Source organism: Georgenia sp. Z1344 (genome assembly GCF_049856295.1).
GTDB lineage: Bacteria > Actinomycetota > Actinomycetes > Actinomycetales > Actinomycetaceae > JB111.
On record NZ_JBNDMZ010000004.1, the window covers coordinates 239,540 to 263,020 of the forward strand.

General features: G+C 71.0%; 19 protein-coding genes. 11 read left to right on the forward strand and 8 right to left on the reverse strand.

All coding sequences use genetic code 11. The features are described 5' to 3' along the window. The first annotated feature begins 80 nt into the window (after positions 1-80). The 4 genes from trxB (at position 81) to ACPYO6_RS06105 (ending at position 4,166) form a co-directional block, all read left to right on the forward strand. A complete protein-coding gene (gene trxB / locus ACPYO6_RS06090) occupies positions 81-1,130 on the forward strand; it encodes a thioredoxin-disulfide reductase (RefSeq protein WP_425714006.1) in 1,050 nt (349 codons plus the stop codon). Between the two features lie 4 nt (positions 1,131-1,134). After that, positions 1,135-1,455: a thioredoxin family protein gene (locus ACPYO6_RS06095; protein WP_425714007.1), complete on the forward strand. Its 321-nt coding sequence runs from the start codon at positions 1,135-1,137 to the stop codon at positions 1,453-1,455. Between the two features lie 257 nt (positions 1,456-1,712). After that, positions 1,713-3,080 (forward strand): PLP-dependent aminotransferase family protein, encoded by a 1,368-nt coding sequence (locus tag ACPYO6_RS06100; protein ID WP_425714008.1) that lies wholly within the window; start codon positions 1,713-1,715, stop codon positions 3,078-3,080. An 84-nt stretch (positions 3,081-3,164) separates the two neighbouring features. Next, a complete protein-coding gene (locus ACPYO6_RS06105; RefSeq protein ID WP_425714009.1) occupies positions 3,165-4,166 on the forward strand; it encodes a D-alanine--D-alanine ligase family protein in 1,002 nt (333 codons plus the stop codon). Positions 4,167-4,290: 124 nt separating this feature from the next. Here the strand turns inward: ACPYO6_RS06105 and ACPYO6_RS06110 are convergent, their stop codons facing one another. The 8 genes from ACPYO6_RS06110 to rpmH all read right to left on the reverse strand — a co-directional run bounded on the left by ACPYO6_RS06110 (position 4,291) and on the right by rpmH (position 11,966). Then, the gene (locus tag ACPYO6_RS06110) at positions 4,291-5,604 is read right to left on the reverse strand and encodes a ParB/RepB/Spo0J family partition protein (RefSeq protein WP_425714010.1); all 1,314 of its coding nucleotides are present in this window, start codon (positions 5,602-5,604) and stop codon (positions 4,291-4,293) included. A gap of 3 nt (positions 5,605-5,607) precedes the next feature. Then, complete coding sequence (locus ACPYO6_RS06115; protein ID WP_425714011.1) at positions 5,608-6,702, reverse strand: ParA family protein; 1,095 nt, start codon at positions 6,700-6,702, stop codon at positions 5,608-5,610. Positions 6,703-8,170: 1,468 nt separating this feature from the next. Then, positions 8,171-8,830 carry a 16S rRNA (guanine(527)-N(7))-methyltransferase RsmG gene (gene rsmG, locus ACPYO6_RS06120; protein WP_425714012.1) on the reverse strand — a complete coding sequence of 220 codons (660 nt, stop codon included), beginning with the start codon at positions 8,828-8,830 and terminating at the stop codon, positions 8,171-8,173. Between the two features lie 160 nt (positions 8,831-8,990). Then, positions 8,991-9,461 (reverse strand): protein jag, encoded by a 471-nt coding sequence (locus tag ACPYO6_RS06125; protein ID WP_425714048.1) that lies wholly within the window; start codon positions 9,459-9,461, stop codon positions 8,991-8,993. A 260-nt stretch (positions 9,462-9,721) separates the two neighbouring features. Then, positions 9,722-10,894, reverse strand: a complete 1,173-nt coding sequence (gene yidC / locus ACPYO6_RS06130) for a membrane protein insertase YidC (RefSeq protein WP_425714013.1) — start codon at positions 10,892-10,894, stop codon at positions 9,722-9,724. 15 nt (positions 10,895-10,909) lie between these two features. Continuing rightward, the gene (gene yidD, locus ACPYO6_RS06135; RefSeq protein ID WP_425714014.1) at positions 10,910-11,449 is read right to left on the reverse strand and encodes a membrane protein insertion efficiency factor YidD; all 540 of its coding nucleotides are present in this window, start codon (positions 11,447-11,449) and stop codon (positions 10,910-10,912) included. Next, the gene (gene rnpA / locus ACPYO6_RS06140; protein WP_425714015.1) at positions 11,442-11,825 is read right to left on the reverse strand and encodes a ribonuclease P protein component; all 384 of its coding nucleotides are present in this window, start codon (positions 11,823-11,825) and stop codon (positions 11,442-11,444) included. Before rnpA ends, yidD begins: the two co-directional genes overlap by 8 nt. Before the next feature lie 3 nt (positions 11,826-11,828). Next, entirely contained in the window at positions 11,829-11,966 is a 138-nt protein-coding gene (gene rpmH / locus ACPYO6_RS06145; protein WP_425707255.1) for a 50S ribosomal protein L34, read from the reverse strand. A 375-nt stretch (positions 11,967-12,341) separates the two neighbouring features. Here rpmH and dnaA point away from each other — a divergent pair, with 375 nt between their 5' ends. The 7 genes from dnaA (at position 12,342) to gyrA (ending at position 23,439) form a co-directional block, all read left to right on the forward strand. Continuing rightward, entirely contained in the window at positions 12,342-13,817 is a 1,476-nt protein-coding gene (gene dnaA / locus ACPYO6_RS06150) for a chromosomal replication initiator protein DnaA (RefSeq protein WP_425714016.1), read from the forward strand. A gap of 445 nt (positions 13,818-14,262) precedes the next feature. Next, positions 14,263-15,393: a DNA polymerase III subunit beta gene (gene dnaN / locus ACPYO6_RS06155; protein WP_425714017.1), complete on the forward strand. Its 1,131-nt coding sequence runs from the start codon at positions 14,263-14,265 to the stop codon at positions 15,391-15,393. Between the two features lie 26 nt (positions 15,394-15,419). Continuing rightward, the gene (gnd, locus tag ACPYO6_RS06160) at positions 15,420-16,346 is read left to right on the forward strand and encodes a phosphogluconate dehydrogenase (NAD(+)-dependent, decarboxylating) (RefSeq protein WP_425714018.1); all 927 of its coding nucleotides are present in this window, start codon (positions 15,420-15,422) and stop codon (positions 16,344-16,346) included. Further along, positions 16,347-17,600, forward strand: a complete 1,254-nt coding sequence (recF, locus tag ACPYO6_RS06165) for a DNA replication/repair protein RecF (RefSeq protein WP_425714019.1) — start codon at positions 16,347-16,349, stop codon at positions 17,598-17,600. Continuing rightward, positions 17,597-18,244 carry a DUF721 domain-containing protein gene (locus ACPYO6_RS06170; protein WP_425714020.1) on the forward strand — a complete coding sequence of 216 codons (648 nt, stop codon included), beginning with the start codon at positions 17,597-17,599 and terminating at the stop codon, positions 18,242-18,244. Before recF ends, ACPYO6_RS06170 begins: the two co-directional genes overlap by 4 nt. Before the next feature lie 310 nt (positions 18,245-18,554). Continuing rightward, positions 18,555-20,669 (forward strand): DNA topoisomerase (ATP-hydrolyzing) subunit B, encoded by a 2,115-nt coding sequence (gene gyrB / locus ACPYO6_RS06175; protein ID WP_425714021.1) that lies wholly within the window; start codon positions 18,555-18,557, stop codon positions 20,667-20,669. Between the two features lie 154 nt (positions 20,670-20,823). Further along, a complete protein-coding gene (gene gyrA / locus ACPYO6_RS06180; protein ID WP_425714049.1) occupies positions 20,824-23,439 on the forward strand; it encodes a DNA gyrase subunit A in 2,616 nt (871 codons plus the stop codon). Positions 23,440-23,481 lie beyond the last annotated feature (42 nt).

Below are 23,481 nucleotides of genomic sequence, written 5' to 3' on the forward strand. Positions count from 1 at the left end.
CCGGCGGCCGCGCGCGGGAACATCGCGAGCGGCTCCGCTGTTGCCCCGCGCAGGAGCACACGACACATCCGAGGAGAGTCATGACCGAGACCAGCGCCGCCGACAAGATCCACGACGTCGTGGTGGTGGGCTCCGGCCCCGCCGGCTGGACGGCCGCGATCTACGCCGCCCGCGCGGACCTCGCCCCCCTCGTCATCGCCGGCCAGATCGACGCCGGTGGCGCGCTCATGACGACCACCGAGGTGGAGAACTTCCCCGGCTTCCCCGAGGGCGTGATGGGGCCCGACCTCATGACGAAGATGCAGGAGCAGGCCGAGCGGTTCGGCGCCGAGGTCCTGTACGAGGACGTCGTCGAGACCGACCTGACGGGCGACGTCAAGGTCCTCACGACCGACGACGGCACCTACCGTGCGCGGTCCGTCATCCTCGCGCTCGGCAGCGCCTACAAGCACATCGGCCTCGAGAAGGAGGAGACGTTCTCCGGTCGGGGCGTCTCCTACTGCGCCACGTGCGACGGGTTCTTCTTCAAGGAGCAGCACATCGCCGTCGTCGGGGGCGGCGACTCCGCGGCCACCGAGGCACTCTTCCTCACGAAGTTCGCCGACAAGGTGACGATGATCCACCGCCGCGACGAGCTGCGCGCCTCGAAGGTGATGGCAGACCGCGTGCTCGCCCACCCGAAGATCCAGATGGCCTGGAACTCCGAGGTCGCCGAGATCAACGGTGACCAGCGGCTCGAGTCGCTCACGCTGCGCGACACGACGAGCGGCGAGGAGCGTGACCTCCCCGTCACCGGCATGTTCGTCGCCATCGGGCACCTCCCCCGCACGGGCGTCGTCGCCGGCCAGGTCGGGCTCGACACCGACGGCTACATCGTCGTCGACCACCCGACGACGGCGACCAACCTGCCGGGCGTCTTCGCGTGCGGCGACGCGGTCGACCACACCTACCGCCAGGCGATCACCGCCGCCGGTACCGGCTGCTCGGCTGCCCTCGACGCCGAGCGCTACCTCGGCGACCTCGCCCACGGGACCGTGTCCCCGGGCGCTCCCGAGGTCGAGTCCGCCACCGTCGAGGACGCGGAGCCGGCCGCCCGCGCCGTCGGCTCGGCCACGCCCGTCGCCGGCTGAGCGCGTGCACGTCACCCCGGTCGACGCCGAGGGCCTGGAGAGTGCCCTCGCGTCGGACGGCCTCGTCGTCGTCGACTTCTGGGCCGAGTGGTGCGGCCCGTGCCGGCTGATGACCCCGGTCCTCGAGGAGGTCGCCGGCGCGCGACCGGGCGTCCGCGTCGTCTCCGTCGACACCGCCGAGCACCCCGAGATCGCCGAACGCTGGGGCGTGCGCACGATCCCGACCTACCACCTGCGCCGGGCCGGCGAGGGCGTGGGCGTCCTCGTCGGCGCGCAGACCAAGCCGGCGCTGCTGTCCGCGATCGACGACGCCCTCACCCCCTGACCCCCGCCTCGTCGAGATTGCGGTTCGTCGTCGTCGAGATTGCGGTTGGGAGGCGCCGCTCATCGCCGCCGACCCCTGTGTGGTCGAGAGTGCGGCTGAGGGCTGCCCTTCGTCGTCGGCTCCCGTCCCGCTGCTCCATCGCCCCCCGCCGACCGACCCGTCGAGCACCCGCACGTGAGCCGTCCCGGGCCGCCGGGGCACGCGGTGGCACACTGGCACCTCCGCGCGGAAGCGCACCGAGCCACGAGGAGCAGGCGATGAGCACCACGGACAGCCAGGACGGCCAGGTCGAGCAGCAGGAGCAGCGCGCGGCTGCCGCCGCTGCTGCGGCCGCCGGCACCCGGCTCGACCCGTGGCGCTCGAGCTACGCGGGTCGCGCCCACCACCTGCGCGCGTCCGAGGTCCGGTCGCTCTTCGCCGTCGCGAACCGGCCCGAGGTGGTCTCCCTCGCCGGGGGCATGCCGAACATCGCCGACCTCCCGCTGGGGAACCTGGGCGACATGATCGGCCGGATCGTCGCCGAGTCCGGTACCCGTGCGCTGCAGTACGGCGGCGGGCAGGGCGAGGAGGAGCTGCGCGAGCAGATCGTCGAGGTCATGCGGTACTCCGCGATGCACGCGCACCCGGACGACGTCGTCGTCACCACCGGGTCGCAGCAGGCGCTCGACCTCGTCACCGGAATCTTCATCGACCCGGGCGACGTCATCGTGGCCGAGGCGCCGAGCTACGTCGGTGCGCTCGGCGTGTTCCGGAGCTACCAGGCCGACGTCGTGCACGTGCCGATGGACGACCACGGGCTCATCCCCGAGGAGCTCGAGCGGATCCTGGGCGAGCTCAAGGCCGCCGGCCGCACCGTCAAGCTCCTCTACACGGTGCCGAACTTCCACAACCCGGCCGGCGTCACGCTCACCCTCGAGCGGCGCCCCCGCATCGTCGAGATCGCGCGCCGGCACGGTGTCCTCATCATGGAGGACGACCCGTACGGGCTGCTCGGCTTCGACTCCGACCCGCTGCCCGCGCTCAAGTCGTACGACGAGGACGCGGTCGTCTACCTCGGCTCCTTCTCCAAGACGTTCGCCCCCGGCCTGCGGGTCGGGTGGGCGTACGCCCCGCTCGCCGTGCGCGAGAAGCTCGTGCTCGCCGCGGAGTCCGCGATCCTCTCGCCGTCGGTCATCAACGAGATGATCGTGACGCGCTACCTCCAGGAGTTCGACTGGTACGGGCAGGTCAAGTCGTTCCGCGAGATGTACCGCGAGCGGCGCGACGCGATGCTCGGCGCGCTCGGCGAGCACCTGCCGCACCTGTCCTGGACGGTCCCGACCGGCGGCTTCTACACGTGGCTCACCCTCCCCCGCGGACTCGACGCCAAGGCGATGCTGCCCCGCGCGGTCACCAACCGGGTCGCCTACACCTCGGGCACCGCCTTCTTCGCGGACGGCACCGGCCAGGACCACATCCGACTGTCCTACTGCTTCCCGACGCCGGAACGCATCCGGGAGGGGGTCCGTCGCCTCGCGGACGTGGTCCGCGCGGAGAGCGACCTCGTCGAGATGTTCGGGACGGCGGACGACATCCCCACCCCCGGTGAGCGCACGATCGACGTCCCGGGCGCCGACGCCAGCTGACCCTACGCCCGGGCCGGCCCGGGCAACCCACGACAGCCCACAGCGACGACGGTCGAAGGACCGCACGGAGACGAGGAGCAGGAGATGGACGACGCGGCCGCCGCACCGGCGCCCGGAGGTGCAGGAAACCCCGAGGAGCTGACCGTCGCCGTGGTGAGCGGGGGGCTCACCCACGAGCGTGACGTCTCGATCCGGTCGGGACGGCGCGTGGGCGGTGCCCTGCGGTCCGCCGGCGCACGCGTCGAGATCCTCGACCTCGACGGCGCCCTGCTCGAGCGGCTCGCGGCCCTCGACCCCGACGTCGTGTGGCCCGTGGTCCACGGCGCCGAGGGTGAGGACGGCTCGCTCCAGGACCTCCTGGGCGTGCTCGGCCTGCCGTTCGTCGGCTCGAGTGCCGCCGGGGCCCGCCTCGCGTCAGACAAGCCGGTGTCGAAGGCGGTCCTCGAGCACGCCGGGGTCGCCACGCCGTCGTACGTGGCACTGCCCCAGTCGCTGTTCCGTGAGGTCGGTCCGCGCCGAGTGCTCGACGCCGTGGTCGGCCGCCTCGGAATGCCGCTCGTCGTCAAACCGGCGGCCGGTGGCTCCGCCCTGGGCGTCACCCTCGTCGAGGACCGGGCTCAGCTGCCGGGCGCGATGGTGGCCTGCTTCGCCTACGGCCCTGACGCGCTCATCGAGCGTGCGGTCGACGGGACCGAGGTCGCCGTCTCGGTGGTCGACCTCGGGGACGGGCCTGTCGCCCTGCCGCCCGTCGAGATCGCGACATCGGACGGCCCCTACGACTTCGACGCCCGGTACAACCCCGGCCGCGCCGAGTTCTTCGTCCCTGCCCGGCTCTCCGCCGACGTGGCGGCCGAGGTTGCCCGGACCGCGACGACCGTGCACACCGCCCTGGGGCTGCGTGACCTCTCCCGGATCGACCTGATCGTCGACCACGACGGGCGCCCCTGGGTCATCGACATCAACGTCGCCCCCGGCATGACGGAGACCTCGCTGTTCCCCCAGGCGGCGTCCAAGGGCCCGACGACGGCGGAAGAGCTCTACCTGGCACTGGCCCGCCGCGCCGTGGAGCGCGGGGCGAACGGCTGACGCAGGGCCCTACCGGCGGTAATGGCGACAGAATGTCGCCAGCCATCCCCCTGACCTGCTTCGACGTCGAGATCTGACGTCAGGCCGCGGGCAGATCTGTCTGCCCGCGGTCCAGCACGGAGGACTAGTCCGAGTCGACCTGCTCGCCCGGAGCCAACGTCGCCAGGATCCGGTCGAGATCCTCGACCGAGGCGAAGTCGACCGTGATCCGACCCTTGCGCTGACCCATCGAGACCTTGACGCGGGTGTCGAGCCGGTCGGACAGCCGGCCGGCGAGACGGTCGAGCTGCTCAGAGTGGGCAGCAGGCGCCCGACGCCGACGCAGCTCGGGTCTCGTCGGCCCCTCGCCCATCGCGACAGCCTCCTCCGTCGCACGCACCGACAGCCCCTCGGCCACGATCCGTTGCGCCAGCCGCTCCATGGCGGCACCGTCCTCGAGACCGAGCAGAGCCCGGGCGTGACCGGCCGACAGGACGCCCGCTGCCACCCTCCGCTGAACGAGCGCGGGCAGCTTGAGGAGCCGCAGCGTGTTGGAGATCTGCGGCCGGGACCGGGCGATCCGCCGGGCGAGCTCGTCGTGCGTGCCGCCGAAGTCGTCGAGCAGCTGCTGGTACGCCGCGGCCTCCTCCAACGGGTTGAGCTGAGCGCGGTGCAGGTTCTCGAGGAGCGCGTCGCGCAGCAGGTCGGTGTCATCCGTGGAGCGGATGACCGCGGGGATGTCGGTCAGGCCCGCCTGCATCGATGCGCGCAGGCGCCGCTCACCCATGACGAGCTCGTACCGGACGTCGTCGCTCCGCCGCGGGTCCTGGGTCGCGATCGGACGGACGACCACCGGCTGCAGCACGCCCAGCTCACGGATGGATGCGGCGAGCTCGTCGAGGTCGTCCTCGTCGAAGACCTGCCGAGGCTGGCGGGCGTTGGGGACGATCGAGGAGACGGGCACCTCGGCGTAGGTCGCCCCGGGTACCGGCCGGAGGCCATCGTCGTCGACCGCCACCGAGGCGTCCTCCGACCGGCGCACTGCGGTGGCACCAGCATCCGGATAGGTGCGGTCACCGTCCGAGCTCGGGGTGCCGATCGCTCCGGTCGACGTCCCCGCGTCGTCAGGTATCGCGGTCCTGCCGGAGCGGGACTGCTCGAGCTCCGCCGGCGTCGCTGCTGCGTCGACCGTCGTGCTCGTGCGCATGGAACCCGCCGTCGCCTTGTCCGGAGCGGCGGTCACCGGCGACTCGGCGGATACCGACTCGTCGGGCGCTGCACCAGGCATCGTCTCGAGCGCGTCAGCCGGGCCCGTGACCTGCTGTTTCGTCTCAGCCTGCGCCGTTCCAGGTCCATCGAAGAAGATGTCCGCCGGTCGTGCCGCACGGGTACCTGCGGGCGGTCCGGTGGGGATGAGCGCGCCGATTCCGCGGCCCAGGCCGCGTCGCTTCTCCGCCATGCCCTACTCCTTCGGTGCAGCGCCGCGTACGGCGATCTCGAGCGCGGCCTCACGGTAGGTGAGGGCTCCCGACGACGTCGGGTCGTACGTGATGATGGTCTGCCCGAAACTCGGCGCCTCGGAGATTCGCACGGAGCGCGGGACGGCCGTCGTGAGGACCTGGTCCGGGAAGTGCGTCCGGACCTCGTGCTCGACCTCCCGCGAGAGGTTGGTGCGCTTGTCGTACATCGTCAACAGGATCGTCGAGACGACGAGGTCAGGATTGAGGTGCTCGGTGATGAGGCCGATGCTACGGACGAGCTGCGTCAGTCCCTCGAGCGCGTAGTACTCGCACTGGATCGGGATGAGAACTTCGCGAGCCGCGACGAAGGCGTTGATCGTCAGCAGCCCGAGGCTCGGGGGACAGTCGACAAGAATGTAGTCGATGTTCTCCTGACCTGCGTCTTTGCGATGCTGAACGTAGGCGTCGAGCGCATCGGCAAGCCGACGCTCGCGGTTGTCCTCGGAGACCAGCTCGATCTCGGCACCCGACAGGTCGATCGTCGACGGCACGACCTCGACGCCCGGCAGCAACGGTGCCGGCACCACGACGTCGGCGATGGTCAGCTCCCCCATGAGGACGTCGTACAGCGACTGCGTCCCGGGGTCGTGCCCGGCGCCGAGCGCCGTCGAGGCGTTTCCCTGGGGGTCGTTGTCGACGACGAGAACCCGCAGGCCGCCCTCGGCCAACGCAGCAGCCAGATTCACGGCGCTTGTGGTCTTTCCCACACCGCCCTTCTGATTGGCTACCGTTATGGTCCGCATTTGTGTGGGCTCTGGCATGTCCTTGCCGAACAGGCGCCGTCGGCGCTCCGCCTGCTGAGCGAGCTCCTGTGCGAGCGGCGTCGTTTCGTCGGCATCGAACGTGGTGTGCGAGAGAGCGTCGTCCTGGTCGTCCTCCGGCACGGCCGCAAGTCCGTGGACGTCGTCCTGAGCGGCGTCGGTCGTACGATCTGCCATGCGTCCTGTCTCCAGACCCTGAGGTGTAAGGCTGTCCGAGTCTATGCCGGTTCTGGCGATAACTGATGTCCGTCCACAGCCTGTCCCGTGGCTTGCCACTCACGGAGGAGCAGCTCCATGGGGTGGTGTTCCACGTGGAACACCACCCCCGTGTAGTCGTCATCGTGCACAGAGGTGGTGACGGCACTGTTGTCACCCACCAATCTGTCCGTTCGCCGGGCACCCGTCTTGGCACGCATCGCCGTAGCTGTGCGCACGAGGATGTAGGACGTTCGGTGGTGGGGCACTTGATGCGCGCAATCGGTCGACAACATGAGCGCACCGACCACATATGGTGAGTGCACCTCTGCAGCCAGGCGTCGCGTTCCGCTGGCTACTAGTCGCGGCTTTGTGCTCGCCGGCTGTTTCACGTGAATCCTTCCGGCCGAGGGCACCTATCGGCCGCCACCAGAGTGTTGTTCACCGTCGTATGGACACATCCGTCGCCCCCGCCTGTACCTCGAGCTAGTGCAGCATGAACCATCTGTCGTTGCGTAGCCGCCGACCAAGCTCCGAGGTTGCACAACGACACTGTGCGTACTTGGTTCACGTGAAACGCGACGGGACGGGACGCATGCTCAGGTCTTCGCCGCCTCGAACATCCAGCAACGATGCGATATATCGGCCACGCCAGAAGCAGGGTGCCGGCCTCTTGCGGCGTTCACTCGGGGACCACCTGGCTCGCCCGTTCGGAGTTCTACTCTCAGTGCTCGAGCACCGCTCCAATGGATTGATCCCGTTTCACGTGAAACCGTGCTGTCGTGCCTACATCGACCAACCGCGTCGTGCCTGGTTCCACCGTCCGTCGCGAGGCAGCGCCTCGAGCACCGTGAGCACTCATGGTCAGGTGCCAGCACGAGCACTACTTCTGTCGTGCCACCACCGAGTCATCGACGCGGTCACCGGACGTTCGACAGCGCATCTGCAGCTTGATTCGCTTCAGAGTTTGGGCGACACCGGTTTCACGTGAAACTCGAGATCGCCACTTGACCGCTCGGGCCCAGCACTGAACCAGGCGGCTTAGCGGAGCCACGCCTCATCGACGGACTCCTGGAAGACACATGGCCTCCGACCTATGGGCCAGGATTGCTGGCGACCCGGGGAGCTCAACAGCAGAAGCAGCGCACGTGCCTGCCGGCAAAGGATGCCCACAGGGATCCGGGCCGAGACCGGGGGACCGCCGCACCACCCTCTTGAGAACCAGTACCCGGCACCGACGCACCCCCACGATCCGCACGCAGCGCGCCTCGGCGCCGGCCACCCGGCGCACCTGTGGCATGCACACCACCATGGGTCGACATTGCGGAGTGCAGAGCCGAGACAACTCAACCGCGATCTCTCGGGACGCCCCCCAACCTGGAGGCGGCTCCGTGGCCAGCAGCACTCCCAGAAGGCAGCCTCGCGGCACCACTCAACTGGCCGAGCGCAAAACTCATGCAGTCACACAAACCATGCATAGGCATCGATCCACCGAGATCGACGAGGCCAACCGCGCGGCCCGTCCGCGCGTTCCGGGGACGCAAGATAGTCAACGCTTGTTGACAACTACCACGGTCGTGCTCTCGCCGCCCGGGACCGGAGTCACCGACTCGACGGTCGTGCTCGCGGCACCAAGCTTGCGCAGGACCTTCCGCGCCTTCTCCACCTCGATGCTCGCCCGCTCACCCTTGAGCGCGACCAGACGCCCGCCACCTGCCACCAGCGGCATCGTCCATCGGGAGAGCCTGTCGAGAGCCGCGACTGCACGCGCCGTCACCACCGACGCCTTGAGGACCCCGTGCATCTCCTCCGCACGAGCCCGATGAATCTCGACGTTGTCGAGACCGAGCTCATCGACCACGTCGTGCAGCCAGTCGACCCGCCGCTCCATCGGCTCCACGAGGTGGACCGCTGCGTCCGGTCGCAACATCGCCACGACCACACCGGGGAACCCCGCACCTGAGCCCACGTCGACGACCGAGTCGTCCTCGGACACGAACTGAGCAACGGCGGCGGAGTTGACGATGTGCCGACTCCACAGGCGCGGTAGTTCCCGCGGGCCGATGAGACCTCTGAGCTCACCTTCCTCGGCGAGCATCTGGGCGAAGTGCTGGGCGGGTGCCCAGGCAAGATCGAACAGCTCGGCGACCCCGGCGCCCGGGACCTCAACCGCACTCTCGGCAGCCTCGAGGTCGACGTCAGACGACACCGGATCACCGTCCTCAGCCGCACTCGCGACACCGGAAGGGACAGCAGCCGGTGAACCGGCGCCGGCCGTCTGAGCCGCACTCTCGACACCTTCGGGTCCGTCACCCGCAGGGGCGCCGGCGAGGGAGCGGTCGGGCTGCTCGTCGTCGTGACGCACGGGATCAGGCAGGTCGGATGACCACGTGCCGGCGCGGCTCCACGCCCTCGGAGTCCGACACGAGCCCGGCGGCGGAGACCGCGTCGTGCACGATCTTCCGCTCGAACGGGTTCATCGGCTCGAGGGCCACGTCCTCCTTGCTCGTACGGACCCGCTCGATCGCCTCCTCCGCCAGCGCGGTCAGCGACACCCGTCGACCCTCCCGGTAACCGGCGATGTCGACCATGATCCGCGACCGGTCACCCAGCTTCGCCTGCACGGCGAGCCGGGTGAGCTCCTGGACGGCATCGAGCACGTGGCCGTCGTCGCCGACCAGGCGCGAGAGGTAGCGGTCGCCGTCCTCCTCGGACACGATCGAGACGGCCGCGCGGCCGTGGTCGACCTCGATGTCGATGTCGCCGTCGAGGTCGGCGATGTCGAGGAGCTCCTCGAGGTAGTCCGCCGCGACGTCCCCCTCCTCCTCGAGCCGGCTCACCCGAGAGGACCGGGTGGGCTCTGCGTCCTTCGCGTCGTCGGCCGTCTGCCCGTCGTCGGCCGTCTCCTTCGTCGGGGCCGCCGTCGCCTGCTCATCCGGCGTCGTCGTCTCCTGCGTGGTACCGGCGTCGTCGCCGGCAGCGGTCTCCTCGGTGGTGAGGTCGTCGTTCACGATGTGCTCCTTCGTCCGACGCCCTCGGGGGCGCCTGCCATGTGGTGGGGCCTCGCCCGGGTGTCCAACCCCGGTCCGGGCCGGTGGTGTCAGTTCTTCTTCGCGCCGCCGGAGGACGAGCCGCCCTCGCGCTTGCGCCGCTTCTCGGCCGCGAGCCTGCGCTCGGCCTGCCTGCGCTCGTACCGCTTCTGCGCGCGCTCGGCGGCGGTCAGACCATCCTTGCCGCGGACCTCGAACTCGCCGTCGTCGCCGGCCTCATCGGCGGAGCCTGCCGCGTCGTCGGCGGCCGTCGCGCCCGCCACCTCGGTCCCACGCTTGGGCTGCGGCTTGCGCTGACCGGCAGACGCGCTCCGCTTGAGGGTCGGGATCTCCTCCTCGAGCGGGGGAAGTCCCTTGCGCGCACGCTTGGCGTTCTTCTTCTCCACCATCGCCTTGTAGGCGTCGGAGCCCGGGGTCGGCTGCCGCTTGATCGTGTAGAACTGCTGGCCCATCGACCACAGGTTCGAGATGAACCAGTAGATGAGGACACCGATCGGGAAGTTGACGCCGGTGACGGCGAAGACGACCGGGAGGATGTACAGCAGGATCTGCTGCTGCCGGAACATCGGGCTCTCGAGCGCCGCCGGCGGCATGTTCTTCATCGTCAGCTGACGCTGCGTGAAGAAGGTCGACAGCGACATCGCGATGATGAGGACGACCGTGACGACCCGGACCGACGTGAGGTCGGCGTCGAGGTTCGCCGCGCTGTCGCCGAACGTCTGCATGAAGGTCGACGAGATCGGTGCGCCGAAGAGCAGGGAGTTCTCGGCCTCGCGGGCGAGGTCCTGGGTCAGCGGGCCGATGGCGTCGGAGGTGCCGGCCGCGATGTTGTCGAGCGAGTTGAGCACCGAGAACAGACCGAAGAAGATCGGCATCTGCAGCAGGAGCGGCAGACAGGAGGCGAACGGGGACGTGCCGGCGTCCTTGTAGAGCGCCTGCATCTCCTCCTGGAAGCGCTGCCGGGAGGCCGGGTCCTTCTTGTTCTTGTACTTGTCCTGGAGCTTCTTCAGCTCCGGCTGCACGAGCTGCATCGCCCGCGAGGCACGGATCTGCCGGAAGAAGAGCGGGATGATGAGGATCCGGACCACGACCGTGAGGCCGACGATCGAGATGATCCAGGCCCAGCCGGACCCCTCGGGGAACCCGACGGCGACGGCGCCGTCGTGGATCAGCACCATCACCCAGGCAACGGCCCACCTGATCGGCGCGAGAATGGCATCCATCAGCCCGGTGACTCCCTATAGGTCCTGCGGCGTGCCGTCGCACGCCCCTCGATCTGTCCCCCCGAGGGTAGACGCACCGGGAGGTCCGGGCGTCGTCGGGTGCCCGGGGCCACCCGTGCCCGCCTGGTGAGGCTGCTCACCCGGCTCGTCCGGGTCGGGCAGCGGGACACGCCTGCCGACCCAGGCTCCGCGCTCGGGCACGTGGTCGACCCCGCCCCGTGACCAGGGGTTGCACCGCAGCACCCGCCACACGGCGAGGAGCAAACCCTTGCCCGCACCATGCGTCCGCAGGGCCCCGACGGCGAACGCCGAGCACGAGGGGTAGTAGCGGCACGTCGGCGGGAACCAGGGGGAGACGATCAGCTGGTAGCCACGGACCGCCTTGAGGAGCAGCCACGTGATCGGCCCGACCCGGCCGCGCTCCAAGCGGCTGCCCCCTCGGTCGTCACCCTCGGCGTGCTGGTCCCCGCCGACCACGCGCCGGCGATCGTCGTCGGCCCGCCGCTGTGCACCGCCTCCCGGAGATCGCTCCCGGCCCGGGCCCTCCTCAGGCATGCCCCGGTGCCACGGCGTCGGTGGTCCGCGTCCGCTCGATCTTCCGGGCGGTGCCGCGCAGCGCCCGCTCGAGGTCGACCGAGAGCTCGGCGGAGGTCGCCCCGGCGGCGCGCGGCAGGGCGCGGACGACGACCCGCGTGCCCGGCTCGAGGCCGGCGACCCGGTCAGCCATCAGGTGCCGCAGGCGCCGCTTGACCTCCGTGCGGACCACAGCCCCGCCGACCCCCTTGGAGACGACGAAGCCGACGAGGACGGGGTCCTCGTCGGCGGTCGGTCGCCTGTGGACGACGAGTCGGTCGCTGCCGGCCCGCACGCCCTTCCGGACGGTCGCGGTGAAGTCGGCCGCGCGGCGCATCCGGTGGTGCGCCGGAAGCACGACTCAGGCGGAGAGCTTCGCGCGGCCCTTGGAACGGCGCGCGGAAAGGATGGCGCGGCCGGCGCGGGTGCGCATCCGCAGACGGAAGCCGTGCACCTTGGACCGGCGACGGTTGTTCGGCTGGAAAGTCCGCTTGCTCACGGCTGGTACCCCTGACGTGTCTCGACGTGCTGGCTGGCCCTGGAGGATCCGACCCCCGCGCTCGAGCCCTGACGGGCGCGCGCACGGGCCCGACCTCGGGCCCAGGTTTGAGTGGTGTCCACACGAGTGGACGCCCCAGGCTACGGGCGGCGGCCGCACCCGGTCAACGGCGTGCGGGCGTGACCTGTGGAACGTCGTCGTCCACGGATTGCCCCCCGCCCGCCGGCGCCCGGCTCCGGGATCGGCACGGTGCCGCGCCTCGTGCGCCCCGACCGGATGCGCACAACTGTGGAGAACTATGTGGATGTGGCCGTTCCGTGACACAGTAAGGGACCCGTCCGGCACCGGTCGGGCGACTGGTGCGCAAGGAGTGGTGTGGGCGTGGCGGAATCCATCGCCGAGGCATGGCAGCTCGCCGTCTCGCGTCTCTCGGACAGCGGCGACATCCGCCCGGCGCAGCTCGCCTTCGTCCGTCAGGCCCGGGCCCTGGGGATCATCGACGACACGCTGCTGCTCGCCGTCGGCTCGGACCTCGCCAAGGACTACCTCGAGATGCAGGCGCGCGAGCAGATCATCGCCGCGATGTCGCAGATCCACGGCAGCACGGTCCGGATCGCGGTCACGGTCGACCCCTCGCTGCTCGACGAGCCCACGCCCCCGCGGCCCACCGTCACCGAGCTCCCGGTCCCGCCGAGCGCGGCCACCCCGCCGCGGTCGGTCCCGCCCGCCGACCGGGGGAACGAGCAGCGCCCCACCCCGGACCGGTCCTCGCAGAGCCGGGGCATCTCGCACGCCGAGGACAACGGCGAGCAGGCCTCGCGTCTCAACCCCAAGTTCACGTTCGAGACCTTCGTGTCCGGTTCGTCGAACCGGTTCGCCCACGCGGCGGCGACGGCCGTCGCCGAGTCGCCGGCGAAGGCCTACAACCCGCTGTTCATCTACGGCGGGTCGGGGCTGGGCAAGACGCACCTGCTGCACTCGATCGGCCACTACGCCCGCAACCTCTACCCCGGGATCCGGGTGCGCTACGTGAACTCCGAGGAGTTCACGAACGACTTCATCAACTCGATCCGGGACGACAAGGCCGAGTCGTTCCAGCGTCGCTACCGCAACGTCGACGTCCTGCTCATCGACGACATCCAGTTCCTCGGCGGCAAGGAGCAGACGGTCGAGGAGTTCTTCCACACCTTCAACACGCTGCACAACGACTCCAAGCAGGTGGTCATCACCTCGGACGTCCCGCCCAAGCAGCTCAACGGTTTCGAGCAGCGGCTCGTCTCGCGCTTCGAGTGGGGGCTGCTCACGGACGTCCAGCCGCCCGACCTCGAGACGCGCATCGCGATCCTGCGCAAGAAGGCGGAGAACGACGGCCTCAACGCCGCGCCCGAGGTGCTCGAGTACATCGCGTCCCGGATCTCGACCAACATCCGCGAGCTCGAGGGCGCCCTCATCCGCGTGACCGCATTCGCCAACCTCAACGGGCAGGACGTCGACCGGCCGCTCGCCGAGATGGTCCTCAAGGACATCATCACGGACCCCGCGAGCGAGGAGATCACGCCGAGCCTCATCATGGCGCAGACGGCGGACTACTTCTCGATCTCGCTCGAGGCCCTCACCTCCGCCGACCGCTCCCGCGTCCTCGTCACCGCGCGGCAGATCGCGATGTACCTGTGCCGCGAGCTCACCCAGCTCTCGCTGCCCAAGATCGGCCAGCTGTTCGGCGGGCGCGACCACACGACCGTCATGCACGCCAACCGCAAGATCAAGGACCTCATGGCGGAGAAGCGCCAGATCTACAACCAGGTCTCCGAGCTCACCGCCCGCATCAAGACCCGCGCCCGCGAGGGGTGACGTCGGCCGCGGCGGTGAGAACCACACCACCGGCCGGCCGTGTGGACGAGCCTGTGGGTCGGCGTGGACGAGCGGGCCCCGATCCGTGCACGAGCTGGGGACGACGGCGCCGTCCCCGTGGACGGACGAATGACATCCACGGACCGTGTCATTCGTCCACGCCGCCGTCCGCAGCGTCGTCCACATGAATGACAAGCCTCTGACCAGGCACGACGACGATGATCCCCAGGTTCCACAGGTGCGATGACGATGACGAACCCTAGATCTCGGACTTTGTCGTTCATCCGCACATGCCGACGATCCCCCCTCGGACCGACATCGACCGTCCCTCTCCCCAGCCGCCCCCGCCACCGACCGCAAGGAGCTCCCGAGCACGTAAGGTGTGCGGTGCGCCGCACCCTCGCCGATGGAGAGCGCAACCAGTCTTGAGAGAAAGTGATCCACCGTGAAGTTCAGGGTTGACCGCGACGTCCTGGCCGAGGCCGTGTCCTGGACGGCACGCTCGCTGCCGGCACGTCCCCCCGTCCCCGTCCTCGCCGGTGTCCGCATCGAGGCGGCCGACGGGCAGCTGACGCTCGCCACCTTCGACTACGAGATCTCCGCGAGGTCGGTGGTCGAGGCCGAGGTCGAGACGCCCGGGACGGTCCTCGTGGTGGGGCGCCTGCTCGCCGACATCTGCCGCTCGCTGCCGGCGCGGCCGGTCGACGTCGACGTCGACGGCACCCGCGTCACGCTCACCTGCGGCGCCTCGCGGTTCACCCTGACGTCCATGCCCGTCGAGGAGTACCCGGCGCTGCCGGCGATGCCGGACACGGCGGGCACCATCGACGCCGATGTGCTGGCCGAGGCCGTGGCCCAGGTGACGACCGCAGCGTCCCGCGACGAGACGCTGCCGCTGCTCACCGGCGTCCGCGTCGAGATCGAGGGCGACACGATCACGCTGCTCGCCACCGACCGGTACCGGCTCGCGATGCGTGAGCTGCCCTGGCACCCCGCCGGGGACGAGCCGGTCTCCGCCGTCGCGCTCGTCCGCGCCCGCACGCTCTCCGACGTCGCGAAGTCGCTGACCTCCGCGGGGGCGGTCGAGGTCGACCTCGACACCTCCGGCGCCGGATCGCTCATCGGCTTCGAGGCCGGCGGCCGCCGCACGACCTCGCTGCTCGTGGACGGCGACTACCCGCCGGTGCGCCGCCTCTTCCCCGACGAGACGCCGACCCACGCGGTCGTCGACGCGGCCGAGCTCATCGCCGCCGCCAAGCGCGTGAGCCTCGTGGCCGAGCGCAACACCCCGATCCGCCTGTCGTTCACCGAGGGGCAGGTCGTCCTCGAGGCCGGGCAGGGGGACGACGCGCAGGCGTCGGAGGCCCTCGAGGCCACCCTCGTCGGCGAGCCGATCACGACCGCGTTCAACCCGGTCTACCTGCTCGACGGCCTCGGCGCGCTCACGCGCCCGCTCGCCCGCCTCTCCTTCACCCACCCCTCCAAGCCGGCGACCCTCACGGGACAGGACGAGGCCGACGGCGAGGACTCCGGAGAGTTCCGCTACCTCCTCATGCCCATCCGCTTCGCCGGCTGATCGGCCGGTCAGACGAAGGAGTTCGCATGCACCTCGGGATGATCGGTCTGGGCCGCATGGGCGGCAACATGGCCGAGCGGCTGCGTACCGCGGGACTGGCCGTCACGGGCTACGACCGCGACCCGGAGGTGTCCGACGTCGCCACCCTGGCCGAGCTGGTCGAGGCCCTGCCCGCCCCGCGGAACCTGTGGGTGATGGTCCCGGCCGGCGACCCGACGCGCGGCACCCTCGCCGAGCTCGCCGAGCTCCTGGACGAGGGCGACCTCGTGGTCGAGGGCGGCAACTCGCACTTCGAGGAGGACCAGGCGAACGCCGCCCGGCTCGCGGAGAACGGCATCCACTACGTCGACACCGGGGTCTCCGGCGGCGTCTGGGGCAAGGAGGTCGGCTACGGGCTCATGGTCGGCGGCTCGCCCGAGGACGTCGAGCGGCTCATGCCGGTCTTCGACGCGCTGCGCCCCGAGGGTCCCCGCGAGGAGGGCTTCGTCCACGCCGGCCCGGTCGGCGCCGGCCACTTCACCAAGATGGTCCACAACGGCATCGAGTACGGCCTCATGCAGGCCTACGCCGAGGGCTACGAGCTCATGCACGCCCGCGACGACCTCGTCGACGACCCGGGCGCGGTCCTCAACGCCTGGCGCCGGGGCACGGTCGTACGGTCCTGGCTCCTCGACCTCATGGTGCTCGCGCTCGACAGCGACCCGGACCTCGACGACATCCGCGGCTACGTCGAGGACTCCGGCGAGGGCCGGTGGACGATCGACGCCGCCATCGACGCCGCGGTCCCGGTCCCCGCGATCTCGGCCTCGCTGTTCGCCCGCTTCACCTCCCGCCAGGAGGACTCGCCCGCGATGCGCATGGTCGCGGCGATGCGCAACCAGTTCGGCGCGCACGCCACCAAGCCGGCGCAGGACCCCGCCGGGGAACCGCCGGTGGGGCCCGCCACGAGCTAGGTGCGGGTCACCGACCTCGCGCTGAGCGACTTCCGCTCCTACCGCGAGCTCGTGCTGGCCCTCGAGCCGGGAGTCACGGCGTTCGTCGGACCCAACGGGCAGGGCAAGACGAACATCGTCGAGGCCGTCGGCTACCTCGCCACCTTCAGCTCGCACCGCGTCGCGGCGGACACGGCGCTCGTCCGCCGAGGGACGCCCGGCGCCGTCGTGCGGGCGAAGGTGCGTGACGACGACCGGGACACCCTCCTCGAGGTGGAGATCATCGCCGGCCGGGCCAACCGCGCGCGGCTCGACCGGCACCCCGCCCGCCCGCGGGACCTGCTCGGGCACCTGCGGCTCGTCGTGTTCGCGCCCGAGGACCTCGAGCTCGTCCGCGGCGACCCCTCGGGGCGGCGGCGGTACCTCGACGACCTCCTCGTCCAGCTGCGCCCGCGACTGTCCGAGGTGCGTCAGCGCTACGACCGGGTCCTGCGTCAACGCGTCGCGCTGCTGAAGTCCGCCGGGGCCGCCGCCCGTGCGGGTCGCAGCGTCGACCTGTCCACACTGGACGTGTGGGACGCCCAGCTCGCCGAGGCCGGTGCCGAGATCGTCGCCGCGCGCGCGGACCTCGTCGCGCGCCTGCGTCCCCACGTCGCCGAGGCGTACGAGCAGGTCTCGGGCGGGCAGGGGGAGGCGCGGATCGACGCGCGGACCTCGCTGGTGGGTGCCGAGGGCGGGCCCGACCCGGACGCGGCAGTCCTCGCCGGGGTCACGGGGCCGGACACCGTCGACGACGACGCCGCCCGCGCGGCTCGCGACCGCGCGGCCGAGCTCGAGGCCGCGCTCATGGAACCGGCCGCCGTCGCCGAGCGGATGCTCGCCGCCCTGGGGGAGGCCCGCCCGCGGGAGGTCGAGCGGGGCGTGTGCCTCGTCGGCCCGCACCGCGACGACCTCGCCCTCGCCCTCGGTCCGCTGCCGGCGCGCGGGTACGCGAGCCACGGCGAGTCCTGGTCCTACGCCCTCGCGCTGCGGCTGGCCGCCTGGCGGGTCCTGCGCGACGCCGCGGCCGAGACCGGTGGGGGCGACCCGGTACTCGTCCTCGACGACGTCTTCGCCGAGCTCGACTCCCGCCGGCGCAGCAGGCTCGCCGGCATGGTCGCCGAGGCCGAGCAGGTGCTGCTGACCGCCGCCGTCGACGAGGACGTTCCCGAGGAGCTCGCCGGCACCCGGGTCGACGTCGCCGACGGGACCGCGACCGTGCGAGGTGCGGCATGAGCGCCGACGGGCCGACCACGGGCGAAGACGTCGACGCGGCGGACGTCCTGCCCGCCTCGCCCGACGCGCTCGCGCACGCCGTGCTCGCGCGTGCGCGCGCTGCAGCATGGGACAAGGGGCTGCGCACCACGCCCGCCCCTCGTCGTCGTGGGGGGTGGGTGCGCGGAGGGCCGGACGACACGGACGACACCGACGACGGGACGGCGCCGCAGGAGAGCGGGTCCGGCCGGCCGTGGCGCCCGGGGCCCGGACTCGGGTGGGCCGGCTCAGGATCCTCGCCGTCCCGCCGGGACCCCCAGCTCCTCGGCAGCATCGGGGCGCAGCTCGTGCGACGTCGGGGCTGGGGACGCGAGCTCTCCCTCGCGACCGTCGTCACCAGGTGGCGGGAGATCGTCGGCGAACAGGTCGCGGACCACTGCGAGGTCGAGACCTTCGCCGAGGGGGAGCTCGTCCTGCGCACGTCGTCGACCGCGTGGGCGACCCAGGTGCGGCTGCTGCTCCCGCAGCTCGAGCGGCGGATCGAGGAGGAGGCCGGCGCCGGGACGGTCACGTCGATCACCGTGCTCGGACCGGGCGGCCCGAGCTGGAAGCACGGCCGGTTCGCCGTGCGCGGGGGGCGGGGGCCACGCGACACGTACGGCTGACCCTCGCTCGCCGGCAGCGGCGTGCGACACCGTGGATGCGGCTGCGAGCAGTGGCGGGGACGCGGGGCGGCGGGGCTCGCGGCGCGGTGGCGCGCGGTCCCGACGATCCCGCGGACCGGCGTGGGACATAACACCCCACAGCCTGTGGACACAGCCTGTGGATGATTGGGTGGTGAGCGCTGTCCGCGGTAGAATCCCCTGACCGGTCCGGCGTCGTCCGGGGCAGCGCGCCCCGGGGTCGGACACGAGGCGACCGAGGGGGCGGGCACCCGTCCCCGTGTCGTTCGAGAGCCGAGGAGAACCGTCGACCGTGGCAGCAGAGAGCAGCGCATCGTCCCCCGAGACCCCTGCCGACGGGACGGCCGCAGCTGCACCGGGCTCCCCGTCGACCCCCGGCCAGGACCCGGCCGGCTCCGCGCGTCCCCAGGGGCAGTACGGCGCCGAGAACATCCAGGTGCTCGAGGGGCTCGAGGCCGTCCGCAAGCGGCCCGGCATGTACATCGGGTCGACCGGCCCCCGGGGGCTCCACCACCTCGTGTACGAGGTCGTCGACAACTCGGTGGACGAGGCCCTCGCCGGCTACGCGGGCGAGATCTCGGTGACCCTGGGCGGCGACGGCTCGGTGACCGTGGTGGACGACGGCCGCGGCATCCCGATCGACCTCCACCCGACCGAGGGCAAGCCCGCCGTCGAGGTCGTGCTCACCGTCCTGCACGCCGGCGGCAAGTTCGGCGGCGGCGGGTACGCGGTCTCCGGCGGCCTGCACGGCGTCGGCGTCTCGGTGGTCAACGCGCTGTCCCACCGTCTCGAGGTCGAGGTCCGCCGCGAGGGGCACGTCTGGCGGATGTCGTTCGTCGACGGAGTACCGACCGGCCCGCTGGAGAAGGGCGAGGAGACCACCGCGACCGGGACGACGGTCCGGTACTGGCCCAACGCCGACATCTTCGAGACGGTCGACCACGACTACGAGACGCTCCGCTCGCGCCTGCAGCAGTACGCGTTCCTCAACAAGGGCCTCACCCTCTCGCTGACCGACGAGCGCCCCGAGGCGGTCGACTCCGGCGACGAGGTGACGGGGGACGAGGAGGGCACGGCGGACGACCCGGTGCCCGGCTTCCGCACCGTGACCTACCGCTACGACGACGGGCTCGTCGACTACGTCAAGCACCTCAACGCGGCCAAGCGGGTCGAGGTCGTGCACCCCGAGGTCGTCGCGTTCGAGTCCGAGGACACGGACAAGAAGATCTCCCTCGAGCTCGCCATGCAGTGGACCGGCGGCTACAGCGAGTCCGTCCACACGTACGCGAACACGATCAACACCACCGAGGGCGGCACCCACGAGGAGGGCTTCCGCTCGGCGATGACCTCGGTCATCAACAAGTACGCCCGCGACAAGGGCCTGCTCAAGGAGAAGGACGACAACCTCACGGGCGACGACGTCCGCGAGGGCCTCACCGCCGTCATCTCGGTCAAGCTCGGCGAGCCGCAGTTCGAGGGGCAGACGAAGACCAAGCTGGGCAACACCGAGGCCCGGACCTACGTCCAGACCCAGGTGTACTCCCAGGTCGCCGACTGGCTCGACCAGCACCCGAACGAGGGGCGCGACGTCATCCGCAAGGCGCAGTCGGCCGCCGCCGCGCGCCTCGCCGCCCGCAAGGCCCGCGAGGCCACGCGCCGCAAGACCGTGCTCGAGTCGGCGTCCATGCCGGGCAAGCTCAAGGACTGCTCGAGCAAGGACCCGCGCGAGTGCGAGATCTTCATCGTCGAGGGTGACTCGGCCGGCGGCTCCGCCGTGGGCGGCCGCGACCCGCGGATCCAGGCGATCATGCCGATCCGCGGCAAGATCCTCAACGTCGAGAAGGCGCGCCTCGACCGGGCCCTCGGCTCGGAGACGATCCGCAACCTCATCACCGCCTTCGGCGTGGGTGTCGGCGAGGAGTTCGACATCGAGAAGCTGAGGTACCACAAGATCGTCCTCATGGCCGATGCCGACGTCGACGGCCAGCACATCGCCACGCTGCTGCTCACGCTGGTGTTCCGCTACATGCGACCCCTGCTCGAGGGCGGCCACGTCTACCTCGCGCAGCCGCCGCTCTTCCGCATCAAGTGGACGAACTCGCCCCACGAGTACGTGTACTCGGACAAGGAGCGGGACGCCGTGGTGGCCGACGGCCTGGCGAACGGCAAGCGGCTGCCGAAGGAGAAGGACGGACCGATCCAGCGCTACAAGGGTCTGGGCGAGATGAACGACTCCGAGCTGTGGGACACCACGATGAACCCGGACACGCGCACCCTCAAGCAGATCACCCTCGGCGAGGCCGCGGCCGCGGACGAGATCTTCGCGATCCTCATGGGGGAGGACGTCGAGCAGCGCCGCGGGTTCATCCAGCGCAACGCGCACGACGTCCGGTTCCTCGACATCTGACCCCGCGGTCCCCGTCCGCCCCAGCCGGGCCGGGACCCCGAGCCGCGCACCGCCGTCGCGGCCCCCACCCTCTGGCACACCAGCCGACCGAAGGACACCAGTGAGCGAGACACCCGAGCAGACCGGCGTGACGCAGGTCGACCTGCAGGACGAGATGCAGAGGTCGTACCTCGACTACGCCATGAGCGTCATCGTGGGACGCGCGCTGCCCGACGTGCGTGACGGCCTCAAGCCCGTGCACCGCCGGGTCATCTACGCGATGTACAACGGCGGCTACCGTCCCGAGTCGGCGTTCTCGAAGTCGACCCGCGTGGTCGGCGACGTCATGGGGACGTTCCACCCGCACGGCGACGGCGCCATCTACGACACGCTCGTGCGCCTCGTCCAGCACTGGACGATGCGGTACCCGCTCGCCGCCGGGCAGGGCAACTTCGGCTCGCCCGGCGACCAGGGCGCCGCCGCCCACCGGTACACCGAGGTCCGGATGGCCCCGCTGGCGATGGAGATGGTCCGGGACATCACCTCCGGAACCGTCGACTTCCAGGCGAACTACGACGGCCGCGACTCCGAGCCGGTCGTCCTGCCGGCGCGCTTCCCCAACCTGCTCGTCAACGGCTCCGAGGGCATCGCGGTCGGCATGGCCACCCGCATCCCGCCGCACAACATGCGGGAGGTGGCGGCCGGCGTCCAGTGGTACCTGGAGAACCCGGACGCCACCAAGGAGCAGCTGCTCGGCGAGCTCATGCAGCGCATCAAGGGCCCGGACTTCCCGACCGGCGCCACGATCCTCGGCACGCGCGGCATCGAGGAGGCGTACCGCACCGGACGCGGCTCGATCGTCCAGCGCGCGGTCGTCGAGGTCGAGGAGATCGACGGGCGCACCTGCCTCGTCGCCACCGAGCTGCCGTACCAGGTCAACCCCGACCGGCTGCTGGAGAAGATCGCCGAGTCGGTGAGCGACGGCCGTGCCCCTGGCATCGCCGACGTCCGGGACGAGACCTCCTCGCGGACCGGCACGCGTCTCGTCGTCGTCCTCAAGCGGGACGCCGTCGCGAAGGTCGTGCTCAACAACCTCTACAAGCACACCCAGCTGCAGACGAACTTCCCGGCGAACATGCTCGCCCTCGTCGACGGTGTCCCGCGCACGCTCTCCCTCGACGGGTTCGTGCGCCACTGGGTCACCCACCAGCTCGAGGTCGTTCGTCGTCGTGCGGAGTTCGAGCTCGGCGAGGCGCAGAAGAGGATGCACATCCTCACCGGCTACCTCAAGGCGCTCGACGCTCTCGACGAGGTCATCGCGCTCATCCGCCGCTCGCCCACCGCGGACGACGCGCGCACGGGCCTGATGGACCTGCTCGAGATCGACACCGACCAGGCGGACGCGATCCTCGCCCTCCAGCTCCGCCGGCTCGCCGCGCTCGAGCGGCAGAAGATCCTCGACGAGCACGCCGCGCTCGCCGCGAAGATCGAGGACCTCGAGGACATCATCGCCAGGCCCGAGCGGCAGCGGACGATCGTGTCCGAGGAGCTCGCGGCCATCGTCGAGCGCTACGGCGACGACCGACGCACGACCATCCTCCCGTTCGACGGTGAGATGACGGTCGAGGACCTCATCCCGCGCGAGGACGTCGTCGTGACGATCACCCGCGGCGGGTACGTCAAGCGCACCCGCACGGACTCCTACCGGGCGCAGCGGCGCGGTGGCAAGGGCATCCGTGGGACGCAGCTGCGGGAGGACGACGTCGTCGAGCACTTCGGCGTCACCTCCACGCACAACTGGCAGCTGTTCTTCACCACGCTCGGCCGCGTCTACCGCGCCAAGGGCTACGAGCTGCCCGAGGGCGGGCGTGACTCCAAGGGCCAGCACGTGGCCAACCTCCTGGCGTTCCAGCCGGGCGAGTCGATCGCGTCCGTGGTCGACATCGCCGACTACCAGGCCGCGGACTACCTCGTGCTCGCCACCGAGCGGGGCCTGGTGAAGAAGACCCGGCTGTCCGACTACGAGTCGGCCCGCCAGGGCGGCCTCATCGCCATCAACCTGCGCGAGAACGGCGACGGCGAGCCCGACCGCGTGATCGCCGCGCGGCTCGTCGACGAGGGCGACGACGTGCTGCTCGTGTCGAAGAAGGGCCAGTCCCTGCGCTTCACGGCCACCGACGACGCCCTGCGCGCCACCGGCCGCGCCACCTCCGGCGTCACCGGCATGAAGTTCAGGGACGGCGACCACCTGCTGTCGATGGACGTCGTCCACCCCGGCGACCAGGTCTTCGTCGTCACCGAGGGCGGCTTCGCCAAGCGCACCGAGGTCGAGGAGTACCGGGTGCAGGGCCGTGGCGGCCTCGGCATCAAGGTGGCCAACCTCGTCGAGGCGCGCGGCGACCTCGTCGCCACCCTCACGGTCACCGACGACGACGAGGTCCTCGTCATCATGGCCGGCGGAAAGATCGTGCGCTCGCGGGTCGACGAGGTCCGGCTCACCGGCCGCAACACCCAGGGCGTCTCGTTCGCCCGGGTCGACGACGGGGACCGCATCATCGCCGTGGCGAAGAACGCTGAGCGCGAGGTCGCCGAGGAGGTCGAGCGCATCGAGGCGGACGCGGAGACCGAGACCGAGACCGGCGCCGAGACCGGCGAGACTGCCGACGCCGGCGAGAACCGCGACTCCGGTGAGAACGGGGCCACCCCGTCCCCGGCAGCGGACGACGAGCGGGTAGCGTCTGGCGAGCAGGTGCCGGGGGTCGGCACCGACGACGACGGAGGTGACGCGTGAGCGAGGCATCGACCCGCGACGGAGGTCGGTCGCATACCGCAC

Coding starts and splice junctions, on each gene's coding strand:
- ACPYO6_RS06100 (WP_425714008.1), top strand. CDS start 1,713: ATGAGCACCACGGACAGCCAGGACGGCCAGGTCGAGCAGCAGGAGCAG.
- ACPYO6_RS06105 (WP_425714009.1), top strand. CDS start 3,165: ATGGACGACGCGGCCGCCGCACCGGCGCCCGGAGGTGCAGGAAACCCC.
- trxB (WP_425714006.1), top strand. CDS start 81: ATGACCGAGACCAGCGCCGCCGACAAGATCCACGACGTCGTGGTGGTG.
- yidD (WP_425714014.1), bottom strand. CDS start 11,449: ATGCCTGAGGAGGGCCCGGGCCGGGAGCGATCTCCGGGAGGCGGTGCA.
- gnd (WP_425714018.1), top strand. CDS start 15,420: ATGCACCTCGGGATGATCGGTCTGGGCCGCATGGGCGGCAACATGGCC.
- ACPYO6_RS06170 (WP_425714020.1), top strand. CDS start 17,597: ATGAGCGCCGACGGGCCGACCACGGGCGAAGACGTCGACGCGGCGGAC.
- ACPYO6_RS06110 (WP_425714010.1), bottom strand. CDS start 5,604: ATGGCGGAGAAGCGACGCGGCCTGGGCCGCGGAATCGGCGCGCTCATC.
- yidC (WP_425714013.1), bottom strand. CDS start 10,894: ATGGATGCCATTCTCGCGCCGATCAGGTGGGCCGTTGCCTGGGTGATG.
- gyrA (WP_425714049.1), top strand. CDS start 20,824: ATGCAGAGGTCGTACCTCGACTACGCCATGAGCGTCATCGTGGGACGC.